The following is a 17,219-nucleotide window of genomic DNA, read 5'->3' as shown; positions in this document are numbered from 1 at the left end:
GATGACGAGCGTGATGAGTGCTTCAACAACGTCGCCACTGCGCGTCGCCATCATTGGCGCCGGGCAGGTTGCGGACAAAGTGCATGCCTCGTATTACGCCACGCGCAGTGATGTTCAGATGGTGGCTGTCATGGACAGCCGCCTCGAACAGGCACAGGCTTTTGCGAAGCGTCATGCCATACCGTCGGCGTGGCAGGACGCGTGCGCCATGCTGGAGGCGGTTAAGCCGGATGTGGTGAGCGTTTGTTCGCCAAACCGATTTCATTTTGAGCATGTGATGGCGGCGCTGGAGGCTGGCTGTCATGTGATGTGCGAAAAACCGCCCGCCATGACGCCGCAAGAGGCCGATGAGATGCGGATAGCTGCACGCAAGGCGGGGAAGGTGCTGGCATATGATTTTCATCACCGTTTCGCGCTCGACACGCAGCTGCTGCGCGAGGCCGTGATGAACGGAACGCTGGGCGAAATCTACTTCACCTCGGCGCAGGCGCTGCGGCGCTGTGGCGTGCCGGGCTGGGGCGTCTTCACTAACAAAGCGCTGCAGGGCGGTGGGCCGCTGATTGACATTGGCATTCACATGCTGGATGCCGCGATGTACGTACTGGGTTTCCCGGCGGTCAAAAGAGTCACGGCGCACGGCTTCCAGAGGCTGGGAACCCAAAAAAGCAGCGGCCAGTTCGGCGCGTGGGATCCCGCACAGTTTACGGTGGAAGATGCCCTGTTTGGCACTATCGAATTCTGCAACGGCGGCATTTTGCGTCTGGACACCTCGTTCGCGCTGAATATCCGCGAGCAGTCGATCATGAATGTCGCCTTTTGCGGTGAAAAGGCGGGGGCGACGCTTTTCCCGGCCCACGTTTATCAGGATGACGCCGGGACGTTACAAACCCTGGTTCAGCGTGAAGAGGCTGACGACCAGCGCCATTTACGCAGCATGGAGGCCTTTGTCCGCCACGTGCAGGGAGAGCCCGTAATGATTGCAGATGCTGAACAGGGGCTAGTGATTCAGCAGCTTGTCGCGGCGCTTTATCAGTCGGCAGAAACAGGGGAAAGCGTAACATTATGCTGAGCGTGTCTGTATTAACCGATCCGGGCTTTTGTCCGCACAGTCTGAATAAGTACGCATCCATTATGGCATGCGGTAACGGCTACATGGGCATTCGCGCTGCGCATGAAGAAGATTACACCCAGCAAACCCGAGGAATGTATCTTGCGGGTCTCTATCATCAGGCGGGACGTAACGAGACCACTGAGCTGATCAATTTGCCCGATATCACCGGTATCGAGGTTGAGCTGGACGGGGTGAATTACACCCTTCTGGCCGGGGACATTCTTGAGTGGCAGCGCGAGCTGGCGTTTGCCAACGGCGAACTGCATCGCCGCGTCGTCTGGCGTTCGCCCAACGGAAAGCGCTATCGCCTGGAGAGTCGTCGTTTTGTCTCTCTGGATCAGCTGCCGCTTGTGGCCATGCAGCTTGCGATCACCCCGCTGGATGATGCCTCGCAGGTGGTGATGAAAACCGGCATTGATGCGACACAAACCAATACGGGCCGGCAGCATCTGGATGAAATTTCCGTCAGGGTGTTCGACCAGCACTATATGCAGGGTGTGTATGAAACGCAGGACCGGGCCGCTGATGTTGTCATCTCAGCCTTTTGTCAGCTATCAGCCGACAGCGAAAGCTGCTTTACCGCTAAAAATCGTCGGCTCTCTGCTCACTATTCCCTGACGATACCGCAGGGTGACACTGTCACGCTGGATAAGTTTGTCTGGGTGGTCCATCGCAGCGATAAAGCCCTGTCGCAGGAATCTTTCGCGCGCGGCGCGCTGGCGGATCTCAAGGTTTGTGCGGCAAGGGGTTATGCCTCGCTGCTGGAAAGTTCAGCCTGCGCATGGGAAGACGTCTGGCGTGACGCCAGGGTGGAAGTGGCTTCTGCATCTCCTGACGATCAGATGGCGCTGGACTATGCCGTCTGGCATCTGACCACCATGACGCCAGCCCATGATGAGCGGAGCAGCATTGCCGCTAAGGGCTTGACCGGCGAGGGGTATAAAGGCCATGTCTTCTGGGACACCGAAATATTCCTGCTGCCTTTCCATCTTTTCACTCGTCCGCAAGTGGCCCGCAGTCTGCTGCGCTATCGCTGGCTGAACCTGGCCGGGGCCCGGGAAAAAGCCCGCCGCAACGGCTGGCCGGGCGCGCTGTTCCCGTGGGAGAGTGCCGCGAGCGGCAAAGAGGAGACGCCGGAGTTTGCGGCTATCAACATCCGTACGGGCATGCGGCAGAAAGTGGCCTCCGCCCTGGCCGAACACCACATCGTGGCGGACATTGCCTGGGCCGTTGTGGCCTACTGGCAGGCCACGCGCGATGACGCGTTTATGCGTAATGAAGGGCTGACCCTGCTGGTGGAGACGGCAACGTTCTGGATGGGCCGCGCCACGGAGGTCAACGGGCGCCTGGAAATTCATGATGTGATTGGGCCGGACGAATACACCGAGCATGTGAATAACAACGCCTACACCAACTATCTTGCCTGGCACAACGTGGCCAGCGCATGCCGGTTTATGTCGATGTTTGAGCGTGAAGAGGCCTGCTTCATGGAGAAGGCGACCACCTTCCTGGCCCGCTTGTGGCTGCCGGAAGCCGACGCCGGGGGAGTGATCCCGCAGGACGATTCGTTCATGGCGAAACCCGCCATCGATTTAAGCCGCTATAAAGCCAAAGCGGGTAAGCAGACCATCCTGCTGGATTACTCTCGCGCGGAAGTTAACGAGATGCAAATCCTCAAGCAGGCTGACGTGGTGATGCTTAACTACCTGTTGCCGGAGAAATTTACCCCAGCCCAGTGCGCGGCCAACCTGGCGTTTTACGAGCCGCGGACGATCCATGACTCTTCACTGAGCAAGGCTATTCACGGCATTGTGGCCGCCCGCTGTGGCGATACGGAAGGGGCTTACGCCTTCTGGCGCGCTGGCGTGGCTATCGATCTGGACGACGATCCGCACAGTAGCGATGACGGCATTCATGCCGCGGCCACGGGTGCCATCTGGTCCGGCGTCATTCAGGGGTTTGCCGGCATGCAGATTGTTGAGGGCGAGCTGCACCTTGCGCCGAAGCTACCCGCTCACTGGCGAAAACTTGCCTTCCCGCTGCGCTGGCAGAACGCACGCCTGCGCTTCACGTTTGAAAATGACGTTTTAACCATCGATACCTCCGCGCCCGTCACGTTAACGCTGTGGGGAAAAACGGTTTGCGTATCGGAGCGGCAGGCATTCTCTCGTAGGGAATTTCTTACATCTTTTAATGGGACCGCTACCACGGAGGCCAGCGATGAAGCCTGAAGCCGTTGTATTCGATCTTGATGGGGTTATCACCGATACCGCACATCTGCACTTTCTCGCCTGGCGTTCGGTCGCGCAGGAGATCGGCATCATTATCGATGAGGTGTTTAACGAGGAGCTGAAGGGAATTAGCCGCATGGAATCCCTGCAGCGGATCCTGCGACACGGTGGGAAAGAGGGGGCGTTTGACGATAAACAGTGTCTGGCGCTGGCGGGGAAGAAAAATGCGCTCTACGTCGCATCGCTGTCGTCATTGACCGAGGCGTCGCTGCTGCCGGGTATCCGGGAGGTGCTGGCGGACATTCGAGCGGCAGAGGTGAAAATTGGGCTCGCCTCCGTTTCCCTCAATGCACCTGGAATACTGCATGCCCTGGGTATTCATGACGCCTTTGATTTTTGCGCTGATGCCTCCCGCATTGTCTGTTCAAAACCGGATCCGGAGATCTTCCTCGCCGCCTGTGCTGGCCTGAACGTCCGCCCTGGTGCGGCCATCGGGGTCGAAGATGCGCCAGCAGGCGTGGCGGCGATCAACGCGGCGGGCATGCTGTCGGTCGGGATTGGCTCAGGCCTGACCCATGCGGGATTACAGCTCCATTCAACGCAGGAACTGACCTGGAAATGCCTGACCGATTTCTGGGCCTCCCGAGCGTATTGATAAGGAATTAAAAATGGCACAACTGTCACTGAAACATATTCAGAAAATTTACGATAACCAGGTCCACGTGGTGAAGGATTTTAATCTCGAAATCGAGGACAAGGAGTTTATCGTTTTTGTCGGTCCGTCTGGCTGTGGTAAATCGACAACGCTGCGCATGATTGCCGGGCTGGAGGAAATCTCCGCCGGCGAACTGGTCATCGACGGCGTTTGCATGAACGACGTGCCCGCCAAGTCACGCGACATCGCCATGGTGTTCCAGAACTATGCGCTTTACCCGCATATGACGGTCTACGACAACATGGCCTTTGGCCTGAAGATGCAGAAAATCGCCCCGGCGGTTATCGAAGAGCGCGTTAACTGGGCGGCACAGATCCTCGGCTTACGGGAGTACCTCAAGCGTAAACCCGGCGCGCTGTCCGGTGGCCAGCGTCAGCGCGTGGCGTTGGGCAGGGCGATAGTTCGGGAAGCGGGCGTCTTCCTGATGGATGAACCGCTCTCCAACCTCGATGCCAAGCTTCGCGTGCAGATGCGGGCTGAAATCAGCAAGCTCCATCAGAAGCTCAATACTACGATGATTTACGTGACCCACGATCAGACGGAAGCCATGACGATGGCGACCCGGATTGTGATCTTAAAAGACGGCATTATTCAGCAGGTTGGTGCACCGAAGCAGGTATACAACGAGCCGGCAAACATGTTTGTTGCGGGGTTCATTGGCTCGCCAGCCATGAACTTTGTTCGTGGCGCCATCGACGACCGCTATTTCGTCACGGAAACGCTGCGTCTCGAGATCCCCGAAGACAAACTCGCGTCACTGCATGCCGCAGGGTATGAGCGTAAAGCCGTGGTCTTTGGGATCCGCCCGGAAGATATTCTCACCCAGCAGAGTAGCGGTGAAAACATCGCGGCAAAAGTCAGCGTGGCCGAACTGACCGGTGCAGAGTTCATGCTCTACGCCACCGTTGGTGGCCATGAACTGGTTGTTCGCGCGGGAGCCGCGAATGATTATGCCGCTGGGGATAATATCGGCATCCAGTTCGATATGAATAAGTGCCATTTCTTCGACGCTGAAACCGAAGCGGCTATTAGATAAGAAAGGTGTTCGCCGGAAATATCCATTTCCGGTTTTTTTGTTTGTTACTTATAAAGGGAATATTTGATGAGTACTCTACTAAAAAGTGCTGCGCTCGTGCTGTGCGCAGGGGTTAGCTGTGCACATGCAACAGAAACGGCTAAACAGTGGGAATTTAATATTGGCGCGATGTATGAAATAGAAAACGTCGAAGGCCAGGGGGAGGATAAAGACGGGTTATATGAACCTTCCGTGTGGTTTAATGCAACCTGGGATGCCTGGACTATTTCGCTGGCAATGTATCAGGAAGGGCCGGTTGATTATAGCAGCATGACCCGTGGCACCTATTTTGATCGCCCGGAATTTGAATTACGCTATCGCTTTATCGGAACCGATGATTTTACGTTCGGTCTGACCGGCGGCTTCCGTAATTATGGTTATCACTTTAAGGATGAACACGGCGCCAGAGACGGCAGCGCAAATATGCAGCGCTACAAAATTCAGCCTGACTGGGATATAAAATTAACCGACGACTGGCGTTTTGGCGGCTGGTTTGCCATGTATCAATTTGCCAACGATCTGGAAAAAACCGGCTATTCAGACAGCCGTGTCGAAACCGAAACGGGCTTTACCTGGACCATTAACGAAACCTTTGCCGCTAAAGTAAATTACTATTTAGAGCGCGGTTTCAATATGGACAGTTCACGTAATAACGGCGAGTTCTCCACCCAGGAAATTCGCGCCTATCTCCCTATTTCGTTGGGCCAGACGACCTTAACGCCTTATACGCGACTGGGGCTCGATCGTTGGTCGAACTGGGACTGGCAGGACGATCCTGAGCGTGAAGGGCATAATTTCAACCGCCTGGGTATGCAGTACGCCTATGACTTCAACAACGGTTTATCCATGACGCTTGAATACGCCTATGAATGGGAAAACCATGACGAGGGTGACAACGACCGCTTCCACTATGCGGGCGTTGGGGTAAATTACGCGTTCTGACCGAGGGGCTTCCAGGGGCTACAAGCCCCTGGTTTTAGCGCAGCGAGGCCGCCAGTAAAAAATGCGTATCGACAAGCACTTTTTGCGGGGCGGGATGGCCCGCGATACGCCTGAAGAGAAGATCGCAGCTCTCTTCCCCCAGTTTTCGGGTGGGGATATCAAAGCCGCCAGGTGCGGGCGTTAAAATGAGAGACAGCATCGGGTCGCTGTATCCGGCTATCACCACCTGTTCCGGAATCATCAGATTCAACTCATCCGCCGCGCGATAAAGGCCGAGTAATTTCATGCTGTCGGTAGCAAATACGGCATCAGGCGGCGTGGGTGATGAGAGCAATTCCAGAGCCGCTTTAAGCGCACTCTCATGGGTATAACCGCCGTCCATGATCCAGTCCGGGTTCATCGCAATATGGTGCTTTTCCAGACTGGCTTTATAACCCGCCAGGCGATCGATTGAAACATGATAATCAAGCGGCGCATGCAGACAGGCAATTTTCTTGCGGCCGTTTTTAATAAAGGTTTCCGTCAGCGTGGCGCTGTCATGAAAATTATCCGTGTCGACGGAGTAAATATTCTGATACTCGCCTTCCACTTTACCGATAACCACTACCGGTACGCCATACGCATCCAGCGTGGTGAAAAAGGATTCATTTGCGGGCGAACTCAGCATGATGATCCCTTTGATCATCTTCTGTTTTATTTTACTCACGCATTTCAGCAGATCGTCTTCACTGCTTTTTGAGGTTTGTAAAATAACATCGAATCCTTCTTCTTCCGCTTTTGCCGTAATGGCATGAAGAACATCGGAGAAAAAAGGGTTGCCGGCAGTGGTTTTGGTTGAACGGGTCGAAATAACCATAATGGCATCGAATCCTGAAGAGGTCAGGGCGCGAGCCAGTTTGTTGGGCTGATAATTTAATTCATCAATCGCCTTCAGCACTTTGTCACGTGCTTCGGGAGAAATATTCGTTTGTTTATTCAGAACGCGGGAAACGGTTGATTTCGATACGCCCGCAACCCGTGCGATATCATAAATGGTGGGTGACATACACCTTACTCACTCAGAACTGACAGCAATGTCGTTCATCTTACTGGAGAAAAAACGGCAATAGCAATAAATAAGAATTGATAATCAACGATCTGCCCCCATTTATTGTATTCTGAAGCCATGAATTCAAGGCTTCCAGGCAACGAAGGACGGCGATGAAGCGACTTAAAAACGAAATCAATTCACTGGTAAACCGCGGCGTTGACCGTCATCTGCGACTGGCGGTGACAGGATTGAGCCGCAGCGGTAAGACGGCGTTTATCACCGCGATGGTGAACCAGCTCCTGAACCTGCACGCCGGGGCGCGTCTGCCGTTGCTTGGCGCGGTGCGGGAAGAGCGTTTGCTGGGCGTTAAGCGCGTCCCTCAGCGCGATTTTGGTATTCCCCGTTTTACCTATGACGAAGGGCTGGCGCAGCTGTATGGCGATCCGCCCGCGTGGCCGACGCCGACGCGAGGGGTCAGTGAAATTCGTCTTGCGTTGCGTTTCCGCTCGAATGAATCCCTGATGCGCCATTTCAAGGATACCTCCACGCTATACCTTGAAATCGTCGATTACCCCGGCGAATGGCTGCTCGACCTGCCAATGCTGGCGCAGGATTACCTCAGCTGGTCACGCCAGATGACGGGATTGCTGCAGGGGCAGCGCGCCGGGTGGTCAGCCAAATGGCGCCAGCTGTGTGAAGGGCTGGATCCGCTTGCCCCAGCAGATGAAAACCGTCTGGCGGCCATTGCCGACGCCTGGACGGCGTATTTACACCAGTGTAAACAGGAAGGGTTACACTTCATTCAGCCGGGGCGCTTTGTTCTGCCGGGTGATTTAGCAGGCGCGCCTGCGCTTCAGTTTTTCCCCTGGCCAGATGTGGACGGGGTTGGCGAGTCGACGCTGGCGCAGGCTGATAAGCACACTAACGCCGGGATGCTGCGCGAGCGTTACCATTACTACTGTGAAAAAGTGGTTAAGGGATTTTATAAGAACCACTTTTTACGATTTGACCGTCAGATTGTGCTGGTGGATTGTCTGCAGCCGCTCAACAGCGGGCCACAGGCATTCAACGATATGCGCCTTGCCCTGACGCAGCTGATGCAAAGTTTTCACTATGGACAGCGAACGCTGTTCCGCCGTCTGTTCTCACCGGTGATCGACAAACTGCTCTTTGCGGCCACAAAAGCCGATCACGTCACGGTTGACCAGCATGCCAATATGGTGTCGCTGCTGCAGCAGCTGGTGCAGGACGCCTGGCAAAACGCCGCCTTCGAAGGGATCAGCATGGATTGCCTTGGGCTCGCGTCGGTGCAGGCAACGCAAAGCGGGCTGATTGACCTTAACGGCGAGAAAATACCGGCATTACGCGGGAACCGACTCAGCGACGGTGAACCGCTTACCGTGTATCCGGGCGAAGTGCCTGCGCGGCTGCCGGGTCAGGCCTTCTGGCAGAATCAGGGCTTCCAGTTTGAAGCCTTCCGCCCGCAGGCAATGAGCGTCGACAGGCCATTACCGCACATCCGTCTGGATGCGGCGCTGGAGTTTTTGATTGGAGATAAATTGCGATGACGGAACCATTAAAACCGCGCATTGACTTTACCGGAACGCTTGAGCAGGACGCCCAGGAGGCGTTCAAAACGGCGCAGACGTTCAGCGGAACCCAGGCCGATAACTTTGCCCCGGCGCTGCAGGACGAGCCCGCTGTTGAGGACGGTCCGGCGGAGGCGGTCGTGGACGCCGCGCTGCGTCCAAAACGCAGCCTGTGGCGCAGGATGGTTATCGCCGGTCTGGCGCTGTTTGGCGTAAGCGTGGTTGGGCAGGGCGTGCAGTGGACGATGAATGCCTGGCAAACTCAGGACTGGGTCGCGCTGGGCGGATGCGCCGCGGGCGCGCTGATTGTGGGGGCGGGCGTCGGGTCGGTTGCCACCGAATGGCGTCGACTCTGGCGTCTGCGCCAGCGCGCACACGAGCGTGATGAAGCGCGGGATCTGCTCCACAGCCACGGCACCGGGAAAGGCCGCGCATTCTGTGAAAAGCTGGCCAGTCAGGCCGGAATTGATCAGTCGCACCCGGCGCTTCAGCGCTGGTACGCCGCCATCCATGAGACCCAGAATGACCGGGAAGTGGTGACACTCTATTCCCACATGGTTCAGCCGGTGCTGGATGCTCAGGCGCGGCGCGAAATCAGCCGGTCTGCGGCGGAATCCACCCTGATGATTGCCGTCAGCCCGCTGGCGCTGGTCGATATGGCCTTTATCGCCTGGCGTAACCTGCGCCTGATCAACCGTATTGCGAACCTTTACGGTATAGAGCTGGGTTACTACAGTCGGCTCAGACTGTTTAAGCTGGTCCTGCTCAATATCGCATTTGCCGGGGCGAGTGAGCTGGTGCGCGAAGTGGGAATGGACTGGATGTCGCAGGATCTGGCGGCGCGTCTCTCTGCCCGTGCGGCTCAGGGCATCGGTGCGGGATTATTAACCGCGCGTTTGGGGATTAAAGCGATGGAAGTCTGCCGTCCGCTGCCCTGGATTGACGGCGATAAGCCCCGGCTGGGGGATTTCAGGCGTGAACTGATCGGCCAGCTCAAAGAGACGCTCAATAAAAAACCTGCGCCGTGAGGTTTTGTTCACTAATCGTGCTGGCTGTCAATATTTGTTGACAGCCATCTTCCGGATCACCGTGTTCTGACATATCATTTTACTGTTATTGGCTTAAAACGGTGAATTTCCCATGCGTCTTGAAGTCTTCTGTGAAGACCGTCTCGGTCTGACCCGCGAATTACTCGATCTTCTTGTTTTACGTAGCATTGATTTACGTGGCATTGAGATCGATCCTGTCGGGCGAATTTACCTCAATTTTGCCGAAATTGAATTTAATACCTTCAGTAGCCTGATGGCGGAAATCCGCCGTATCGCTGGCGTTACGGATGTGCGCACCATTCCCTGGATGCCGTCCGAGCGTGAGCACCTGGCGCTGAGCGCGCTGCTGGAAGCCATGCCTGAGCCGTTCCTCTCCCTGGATTTGAAAAGCAAAGTTGAGCGCGTTAACCACGCGAGCTGCCAGCTTTTCGCACAGAGTCAGGAGAAGCTGAGCAATCATCACGCCGCGCAGCTGATCCCCGGTTTTAACTTCCAGCGCTGGCTGGACAGCAATCCGCAGAACACGCACAGCGAGCATGTGGTGATTAACGGGCAGAATTTCCTGATGGAGATCACGCCGGTCTATCTGAAAGGGGAAGGGAATACCCGCGTGTTGACCGGGGCGGTGATCATGCTGCGCTCGACGCTGCGCATGGGTCGTCAGCTGCAAAACCTCTCCAGTCAGGACGTTGGCGCATTCAGCCAGATTATTGCCGTCAGCCCGAAAATGCGTCATGTGGTTGATCAGGCGCGTAAGCTCGCAAGCCTGACCGCGCCGCTGTTGATTACCGGGGATACCGGCACCGGGAAAGACCTGCTGGCTCACGCCGTGCATCTGGCGAGTCCGCGTGCGGCCAAGCCTTATCTGGCACTCAACTGCGCCTCGATACCGGAAGATGCCGTTGAAAGCGAGCTGTTTGGTCACGCGCCGGAGGGCAAGAAAGGGTTCTTCGAGCAGGCTAACGGCGGCTCGGTGCTGCTGGACGAGATCGGCGAAATGTCGCCGCGTATGCAGGCTAAGCTGCTGCGTTTCCTGAATGACGGCACGTTCCGCCGCGTCGGTGAGGATCACGAAGTACATGTGGACGTGCGCGTCATTTGCGCCACCCAGAAGAATCTGGTGGAACTGGTGCAAAAGGGGATCTTCCGCGAGGATCTCTATTACCGCCTTAACGTCCTGACGCTGAACATTCCGCCGCTGCGCGATTGCCCGCAGGACATCATGCCGCTTACGGAGCTGTTCGTCGCCCGCTTTGCCGACGAGCAGGGTGTGCCGCGTCCGAAGCTGTCTGCCGATCTGGGCACGGTGCTCATGCGCTACGGCTGGCCGGGCAACATTCGTCAGCTTAAAAACGCCGTTTATCGCGCGCTGACCCAGCTTGAAGGGTATGAGCTGCGTCCGCAGGATATCCTGTTGCCGGATTACGACGCCGGGACGGTATCCGTAGGCGAAGAGGCGATGGAAGGGTCGCTGGATGATATCACCAGCCGTTTTGAGCGCTCTGTGCTGACGCAGCTGTACCGCAGCTATCCCAGCACCCGTAAGCTGGCAAAACGCCTTGGCGTGTCGCACACCGCGATCGCAAATAAGCTACGTGAATATGGTTTGAATCATAAGAAAGGTGACGAATAACAAAAAAGCCTCTGCAAAGAGGCTTTTTACTTTTCTCTTTAGATTTATTCCTTCGCCAGCGGCGTGTTAACGATGTCTGTTTTTGTCTCACCCTGAATCGACGCAATCCTGCTTTCAACCTCTTTTACCTGCTGCGGGCTGTGGAGCAGGGTATAGGTCAGATCAAACTGCGCGCTGGCGCCAGGCTGCAGCTGCTTAACCCGCTTCTGTTCGCGTTCAATCGTGACGGGGTAGGCGTAGCTGGTGCCCGGTTCAATGCCCGTGACATAACCCTGCTTCAGCGTGTCTGTGTTTTTCCATAAGGTCAGCACGGGCAGCTGGCGCGTATCAAACTGGATTGACGCGCCTTTATCGCCGGCTTTATTGACCACTGCCGCGAGCGTTTCGTGGTTGTTGTCGGCGAGCGGCTGAATGTTAAAGACCATCTCATCAAAGCCTTTTGTCGGCCCGGCGTAGGTTTGCCAGTCGTTTACGCCCGCTTTGGCGTAGTCATTGAATGGGCTCACGCTCACGGCCGGCGCAAGGAAACGAGCGCCTTCTTCGAGGATCGGCGTCCCGAAGTTGCTGTGATAGATGATTTGATAATCATGAGGGTAATCGGCATGGTTGGTCAGAACATCATGCAGACTGAACTGGTTGGTCCCTGGAACGTAGCGCAGTTCGGTCATGGTTTGCAGATCCGCTTTTTTGAACGTGCTCTCTTTGATCAAACCCCGAACGCGGATCTCATGCGGGGCGGTATCCGCCACCTCAACTTCCACCTGCGATACCGGTGTATTTCCGGCCCTGCCGTGAAGGGTGTAAATTTGCCCATCTGCGGTGACCGGATGACCTGTCCACTCGTAGCCACAGCGCACCATCATCTCGTTGAAACCATCCAGCCAGCCGAGACCGTTTCGGCTTTCAAGATTGATATAGGCAGGATTGACGACCTCTTTGACGGGTGAATTCCATCCCAGTCGGGTGCCAAACCCTTCAACGTGCAGAAGGTTCATGCCGCGTGTCGGGCTCAGGGTAATCGTCAGGCCATCTTTACTGCTAATAATGATGACTTTACTGCCTTCCTGCTTGCCGCCGTGTAAGATTTTTTGCTCAATGCTGAACGTCTGATCTTTAACTTTCAGCTCATCACTGGAAATCTTCCAGTTTCCTTTCTCTACGCTGCTTTCAGCACTTGTCAGCACCCAGGTTTTAGCCGCGGCATGGCCAGAAACCAGGACCGCCAGAAGCGTAAAAGCGAATTTGATCTTCATATTTTATCCTTTTTGCTGAAACGATTATCTTCTTTCGTAAGCAAATCTAATGTTTAGACAAAAAGGGAAATGTGATGGGCTTCACTCGGGATGAAAATAGGGGATTTTAACGATTATTATGCGTTGTTGATCACGGTCATGTTACATATTGCTCTGATCATTGCAGGATTAATGTGACATACGAGTATTTATGATTTAACGATTCAGCTTTGATATAATAAAAAACCCCGCCGAAGCGAGGTTGAGAATAAGTTGTATAGAATGCTAAGGACTTATTATGCTTTCAGCACGTCCAGCGCGGCAGTGTAGTCCGGCTCGGTGGTGATTTCGTTAACCAGTTCGCTGAAGACGACAGTGTCGTTTTCGTCCAGAACCAGTACAGCACGTGCTGCCAGACCTTTCAGTGGGCCTTCCGCAATGCTGACGCCGTATTTCTCGAGGAAATCTGCGCTGCGCAGGGTGGAGAGGGTGATAACGTTGCTCAGGCCTTCGGCACCGCAGAAACGGGACTGGGCAAACGGCAGGTCAGCGGAAATGCACAGCACAACGGTGTTGTCCATTTCAGTCGCCAGCTGGTTGAATTTACGCACGGATGCGGCACAAACACCGGTATCAATGCTTGGGAAAATGTTCAGTACTTTGCGTTTGCCCGCAAACTGAGCCAGTGTGACGTCAGACAGATCTTTAGCCACCAGAGTAAATGCCTGCGCTTTGCTGCCAGCCTGCGGAATGGAACCTGCTACAGCAACCGGGTTGCCCTGGAAATGAACGAGTTGTGACATAGATATCTTCCTGTTTACATATAGTTAACGTCGTGGCTAGTGTATGCCATCAGCAGATAACACGGCAAACCAAATTTTTCGCCTTTCCGGGCCGCAAGGAGTCAGTGATGAGAAGCGTTAAGGTCTATGAAGAAGCCTGGCCATTGCATACCCCGTTTGTGATCTCCCGCGGCAGCCGAAGTGAAGCCAGCGTGGTCGTGGTTGAAATTGAAGAAGAGGGTGTGAAAGGCGTCGGGGAATGTACGCCTTATCCGCGCTATGGGGAAAGCCTTGCGTCCGTGATGGCGCAGATCATGACCCTGGTGCCAGACCTGCAAAAAGGGCTCACGCGCGAGGCATTACAGCAGCGTTTACCCGCCGGGGCGGCGCGCAACGCCATCGACTGTGCGCTCTGGAGCCTTGAAGCCGCTCAGCAGCAAAAATCGCTGACGTCATTGCTGGGCGTGGTCGTGCCCGAATCGATCGTGACCGCGCAAACGGTCGTGATTGGTGAGCCGGAGCAGATGGCCGCCAGTGCGAAAGCGCTCTATGACGCCGGAGCCACGTTGTTAAAAGTGAAGCTAGACGATCGTCTGATCAGCGAGCGGATGGTCGCCATTCGCTCGGCGGTCCCCTCAGCCACGCTGATTGTGGACGCCAACGAGTCGTGGCATCCCGAAGGGCTGGCCGCGCGATGCCAGCTGCTGGCCGATCTGGGCGTGGCGATGCTGGAGCAGCCTCTGCCGGTAAAAGAGGATGCGGCGCTGAAGAATTTTATCCATCCGTTGCCCGTGTGCGCGGATGAAAGCTGCCACACCCGCGAGAATTTGAGCGAGCTTAAGGGCCGCTATGACATGGTTAATATCAAGCTCGACAAGGCAGGCGGACTGACTGAAGCCCTGGCTCTGGCGGCGGACGCCAGGGCGCAGGGGTTCGACCTGATGTTGGGATGCATGCTTTGCACCTCCCGGGCGATCGGTGCGGCGCTGCCGCTGGTCAATCAGGTCCGTTTCGCCGATCTGGATGGCCCGACGTGGCTGGCGGTTGACGTTTCACCGGCCCTGAAATTTACCAGCGGCGTGCTTCATCTCTGAGGTTGCCAGCGCAGAAGCTCCATCATGGCTTTTAAGTATTTTTCGCTGGCTTCGTCGGAGGAGATCGCCGGGAACTCAGCGGTGATGCAGGGCAAGCTTAAGTCGGCGCACCAGCTCCCGAATGATCCGGGTGTTTCATAACCCACGCTGGTGACGAGCGGCAGGTCGAACGCCCGTGCCAGCCACGCGCCCAGGTCAGAGTGGCGCGGATCTTCAATGCAGGCCAGCGGATCGTGAAAGGAGACAACCCAGGCGGGGTGGATCTTATGGATAAGCTGGCACAGCGCCTGCGTTTCCGGCTCTGAGCCAGGGTTGTCTCCCGTCAGCAACACCACGTCTCGCTCCTCGGCGGAGCTGTTCCAGCGATAAACCGTTTCGCCAGCGCGCCAGTTTGCTGCCGGGAAATTACGGTTCAGGTCGACGCCCCGCGCATTCGCCCGCAATCCCAGCTGACAGCCATCCGGATTGACGGCAAGAATCACGTGATGACGTCGTAATGAAGGGGTCAATGTCCGCAGCGCGCACGAGAGCGTGACGACAGACGAGTTTTCATCACCGTGCGTGCCGGCAATAATCAAACCGCTGTCGCGATCGGCATCGGGTGCCGGGAACCAGATCAGCGATGCGCCTAAAAATGAGCGGCCATATTGTTCAGCGCCCGGAGGGAAGGCGCCGCGTTCCGCGCGGGGTCGGGTGGTTGCCATACGAAATCCTGATAAAGAAGTCTCTACTGGCAGTGTTGTGCAAAAGCCGCTGTTAATCAAATAGTTTCCGTAGCGGCTGAGAATTGCCTTAAATCACTATTCAGGCGTAAGTTATTTGCATTTCTTATTGTCGAAACAAATAATTACGCATCTGCTTGTTACCTGAATTTTTTAAAGGGGATCTTATGAAGCATCCTGTTTCGCGTCTTTTCACCGCACTGTGCCTGTGCGGGCTCTCTACACTCTCATACGCTGCTGATGTCCCACAGGGCACGGTGCTGGCGCAAAAACAGGAGCTGGTCAGACATATTAAAGATGAACCGGCTTCGCTCGATCCGGCAAAAGCGGTGGGGTTGCCAGAGATTCAGGTGATTCGCGATCTTTTCGAAGGGCTGGTGAATCAGAATGAGAAAGGGGTACTGACTCCGGGCGTGGCGACGCGCTGGCAGAGTAACGATAACCGTACCTGGACGTTCACCCTGCGTGATAACGCAAAATGGTCTGACGGTACGCCGGTCACCGCGCAGGATTTTGTCTACAGCTGGCAGCGTCTGGTTGACCCAAAAACGACCTCTCCGTTTGCCTGGTTTGCAGCGCTGGCAGGTATCAACAATGCGCAGGCTATCATCGACGGTAAGGCAGCGCCTGATACCCTGGGCGTGACGGCGGTGGATGCCAGGACGCTGCGCGTCCAGCTGGATAAACCGCTACCGTGGTTTAGCAACCTGACGGCAAACTTCGCCTTCTATCCGGTGCAAAAAGCGAACGTTGAAAGCGGGAAAGAGTGGACGCGTCCGGGAGCGCTGGTCGGTAATGGCGCCTACGTCCTGAACGACCGCGTGGTGAATGAAAAACTGGTTGTCGTGCCGAACACCCACTATTGGGACAATGCGAAAACTGTCCTGCAAAAAGTGACCTTTATTCCGATTAACCAGGAATCGTCCGCCACGAAACGCTATCTGGCAGGGGATATCGATATTACCGAATCGTTCCCGAAAAACATGTATCAGAAGCTCCTGAAGGACATTCCGGGACAGGTGTATACGCCGCCTCAGCTCGGGACCTACTACTACGCGTTTAATACGCAAAAGGGGCCGACGGCCGATGCCCGGGTTCGTCTTGCCCTGAGTATGACTATCGATCGCCGCATTATGGCGGAAAAGGTACTGGGTACCGGCGAAAAACCGGCCTGGCATTTTACCCCTGACGTGACGGCGGGCTTCACGCCTGAACCTTCACCGTTCGAGCAGATGTCCCAGCAGGAGCTGAACGCTCAGGCCAAAACCTTGCTCCAGGCCGCAGGCTACGGCCCTCAGCGTCCGCTGAAGCTGAACCTGCTGTACAACACGTCGGAAAACCACCAGAAAATCGCCATTGCGGTGGCGTCCATGTGGAAGAAAAATCTCGGTGTGGATGTTAAGCTGCAAAACCAGGAGTGGAAAACCTACATTGACAGCCGCAATACCGGCAATTTTGACGTGATCCGCGCGTCATGGGTGGGGGATTACAACGAGCCCTCGACCTTCCTGTCCCTGCTGACCTCAACCCACAGCGGCAATATCTCGCGTTTTAATGACCCGGCTTACGATAAAATTATCCACCAGGCGACGCTCGAAACCACGGCGAAAGCGCGTAACACCGACTACAACCTGGCGGAGAAAATCCTTATGGAGAAAGCACCTATCGCGCCTATTTACCAGTACACCAACGGTCGACTGATTAAACCCTGGGTGAAAGGGTACCCCATTAATAACCCGGAAGACGTGGCGTATAGCCGGACGATGTATATTGAGAAGCACTGACGAGTAGGGGGTCGCTGCTACCAAATCCAGAACTGGCGCGGAGCTTAGCGCCAGTTGCTCCTTCTGATTCTCTCCCGCCACAGCAGAACGTCGCACTTTCCTGACGATACTTACTGCTGATATTTCTCAGGCGATACAAAAACAACACCATACGCAATGGTGGGTAAAAATTGCATGAGTTGAATATCGCCGTCTACACTTGAACAAAATAATATCTTGTGTTCTGCATA

At 55.5% G+C, this 17,219-nt stretch carries 14 protein-coding genes; 10 read left to right on the top strand and 4 right to left on the bottom strand.

Annotation, left to right across the window (positions count from 1 at the left end; translation table 11 throughout):
• Window positions 1-10: 10 nt before the first annotated feature.
• The 5 genes from V1572_RS15350 (at window position 11) to V1572_RS15330 (ending at window position 6,074) form a co-directional block, all read left to right on the top strand.
• Window positions 11-1,069 (top strand): Gfo/Idh/MocA family protein, encoded by a 1,059-nt coding sequence (locus V1572_RS15350; RefSeq protein WP_395299345.1) that lies wholly within the window; start codon window positions 11-13, stop codon window positions 1,067-1,069.
• Entirely contained in the window at window positions 1,063-3,342 is a 2,280-nt protein-coding gene (locus V1572_RS15345; RefSeq protein ID WP_353143064.1) for a glycoside hydrolase family 65 protein, read from the top strand. The genes V1572_RS15350 and V1572_RS15345 overlap by 7 nt, the downstream gene beginning before the upstream one ends.
• Window positions 3,332-3,997, top strand: coding sequence for a beta-phosphoglucomutase (gene pgmB, locus V1572_RS15340; RefSeq protein ID WP_262777929.1), 666 nt, complete (start codon window positions 3,332-3,334; stop codon window positions 3,995-3,997). Before V1572_RS15345 ends, pgmB begins: the two co-directional genes overlap by 11 nt.
• A 13-nt stretch (window positions 3,998-4,010) precedes the next feature.
• Window positions 4,011-5,093 (top strand): ABC transporter ATP-binding protein, encoded by a 1,083-nt coding sequence (locus V1572_RS15335; RefSeq protein WP_262777926.1) that lies wholly within the window; start codon window positions 4,011-4,013, stop codon window positions 5,091-5,093.
• A gap of 66 nt (window positions 5,094-5,159) precedes the next feature.
• Entirely contained in the window at window positions 5,160-6,074 is a 915-nt protein-coding gene (locus V1572_RS15330; RefSeq protein ID WP_262777924.1) for an OmpG family monomeric porin, read from the top strand.
• A 34-nt stretch (window positions 6,075-6,108) separates the two neighbouring features.
• Here the strand turns inward: V1572_RS15330 and V1572_RS15325 are convergent, their stop codons facing one another.
• Window positions 6,109-7,119: a LacI family DNA-binding transcriptional regulator gene (locus V1572_RS15325; RefSeq protein WP_032674909.1), complete on the bottom strand. Its 1,011-nt coding sequence runs from the start codon at window positions 7,117-7,119 to the stop codon at window positions 6,109-6,111.
• Between the two features lie 155 nt (window positions 7,120-7,274).
• On the opposite strand from V1572_RS15325, the gene V1572_RS15320 reads away from it, so the two are divergent.
• The 3 genes from V1572_RS15320 (at window position 7,275) to tyrR (ending at window position 11,375) form a co-directional block, all read left to right on the top strand.
• Window positions 7,275-8,672 (top strand): YcjX family protein, encoded by a 1,398-nt coding sequence (locus V1572_RS15320; RefSeq protein WP_045415711.1) that lies wholly within the window; start codon window positions 7,275-7,277, stop codon window positions 8,670-8,672.
• Window positions 8,669-9,721: a YcjF family protein gene (locus V1572_RS15315; protein WP_048223579.1), complete on the top strand. Its 1,053-nt coding sequence runs from the start codon at window positions 8,669-8,671 to the stop codon at window positions 9,719-9,721. The genes V1572_RS15320 and V1572_RS15315 overlap by 4 nt, the downstream gene beginning before the upstream one ends.
• 112 nt (window positions 9,722-9,833) lie before the next feature.
• Window positions 9,834-11,375 carry a transcriptional regulator TyrR gene (gene tyrR, locus V1572_RS15310; RefSeq protein WP_008501254.1) on the top strand — a complete coding sequence of 514 codons (1,542 nt, stop codon included), beginning with the start codon at window positions 9,834-9,836 and terminating at the stop codon, window positions 11,373-11,375.
• 44 nt (window positions 11,376-11,419) lie between these two features.
• Here the strand turns inward: tyrR and V1572_RS15305 are convergent, their stop codons facing one another.
• On the bottom strand, window positions 11,420-12,628 hold the full coding sequence (locus V1572_RS15305; RefSeq protein ID WP_048223577.1) for an aldose 1-epimerase family protein: 1,209 nt from the start codon (window positions 12,626-12,628) through the stop codon (window positions 11,420-11,422).
• A 275-nt stretch (window positions 12,629-12,903) separates the two neighbouring features.
• Window positions 12,904-13,410 carry a thiol peroxidase gene (tpx, locus tag V1572_RS15300; protein WP_023335907.1) on the bottom strand — a complete coding sequence of 169 codons (507 nt, stop codon included), beginning with the start codon at window positions 13,408-13,410 and terminating at the stop codon, window positions 12,904-12,906.
• Between the two features lie 107 nt (window positions 13,411-13,517).
• On the opposite strand from tpx, the gene ycjG reads away from it, so the two are divergent.
• Complete coding sequence (gene ycjG, locus V1572_RS15295) at window positions 13,518-14,483, top strand: L-Ala-D/L-Glu epimerase (RefSeq protein ID WP_048029793.1); 966 nt, start codon at window positions 13,518-13,520, stop codon at window positions 14,481-14,483.
• Here the strand turns inward: ycjG and mpaA are convergent.
• Window positions 14,474-15,187, bottom strand: coding sequence for a murein tripeptide amidase MpaA (gene mpaA, locus V1572_RS15290; RefSeq protein WP_104950820.1), 714 nt, complete (start codon window positions 15,185-15,187; stop codon window positions 14,474-14,476). The two genes, ycjG and mpaA, sit on opposite strands and share 10 nt — an antisense overlap.
• Before the next feature lie 185 nt (window positions 15,188-15,372).
• Between mpaA and V1572_RS15285 the strand changes: the two genes are divergently transcribed.
• Window positions 15,373-16,989, top strand: a complete 1,617-nt coding sequence (locus tag V1572_RS15285; RefSeq protein ID WP_395299344.1) for an ABC transporter substrate-binding protein — start codon at window positions 15,373-15,375, stop codon at window positions 16,987-16,989.
• Window positions 16,990-17,219: the final 230 nt, after the last annotated feature.

It is taken from the genome of Enterobacter quasiroggenkampii (genome assembly GCF_043972695.1).
GTDB classification, from domain to species: Bacteria; Pseudomonadota; Gammaproteobacteria; order Enterobacterales; family Enterobacteriaceae; genus Enterobacter; species Enterobacter quasiroggenkampii.
This window is presented reverse-complemented; position numbering and strand designations above follow the sequence as displayed.

What these genes read in the sequence shown, in the direction of transcription:
- V1572_RS15325 (WP_032674909.1), bottom strand. Translation starts at nt 7,119, where the DNA reads ATGTCACCCACCATTTATGATATCGCACGGGTTGCGGGCGTATCGAAA.
- tyrR (WP_008501254.1), top strand. Translation starts at nt 9,834, where the DNA reads ATGCGTCTTGAAGTCTTCTGTGAAGACCGTCTCGGTCTGACCCGCGAA.
- V1572_RS15320 (WP_045415711.1), top strand. Translation starts at nt 7,275, where the DNA reads ATGAAGCGACTTAAAAACGAAATCAATTCACTGGTAAACCGCGGCGTT.
- V1572_RS15330 (WP_262777924.1), top strand. Translation starts at nt 5,160, where the DNA reads ATGAGTACTCTACTAAAAAGTGCTGCGCTCGTGCTGTGCGCAGGGGTT.
- V1572_RS15345 (WP_353143064.1), top strand. Translation starts at nt 1,063, where the DNA reads ATGCTGAGCGTGTCTGTATTAACCGATCCGGGCTTTTGTCCGCACAGT.
- pgmB (WP_262777929.1), top strand. Translation starts at nt 3,332, where the DNA reads ATGAAGCCTGAAGCCGTTGTATTCGATCTTGATGGGGTTATCACCGAT.
- V1572_RS15315 (WP_048223579.1), top strand. Translation starts at nt 8,669, where the DNA reads ATGACGGAACCATTAAAACCGCGCATTGACTTTACCGGAACGCTTGAG.
- V1572_RS15285 (WP_395299344.1), top strand. Translation starts at nt 15,373, where the DNA reads ATGAAGCATCCTGTTTCGCGTCTTTTCACCGCACTGTGCCTGTGCGGG.
- V1572_RS15305 (WP_048223577.1), bottom strand. Translation starts at nt 12,628, where the DNA reads ATGAAGATCAAATTCGCTTTTACGCTTCTGGCGGTCCTGGTTTCTGGC.
- ycjG (WP_048029793.1), top strand. Translation starts at nt 13,518, where the DNA reads ATGAGAAGCGTTAAGGTCTATGAAGAAGCCTGGCCATTGCATACCCCG.
- V1572_RS15335 (WP_262777926.1), top strand. Translation starts at nt 4,011, where the DNA reads ATGGCACAACTGTCACTGAAACATATTCAGAAAATTTACGATAACCAG.
- mpaA (WP_104950820.1), bottom strand. Translation starts at nt 15,187, where the DNA reads ATGGCAACCACCCGACCCCGCGCGGAACGCGGCGCCTTCCCTCCGGGC.
- tpx (WP_023335907.1), bottom strand. Translation starts at nt 13,410, where the DNA reads ATGTCACAACTCGTTCATTTCCAGGGCAACCCGGTTGCTGTAGCAGGT.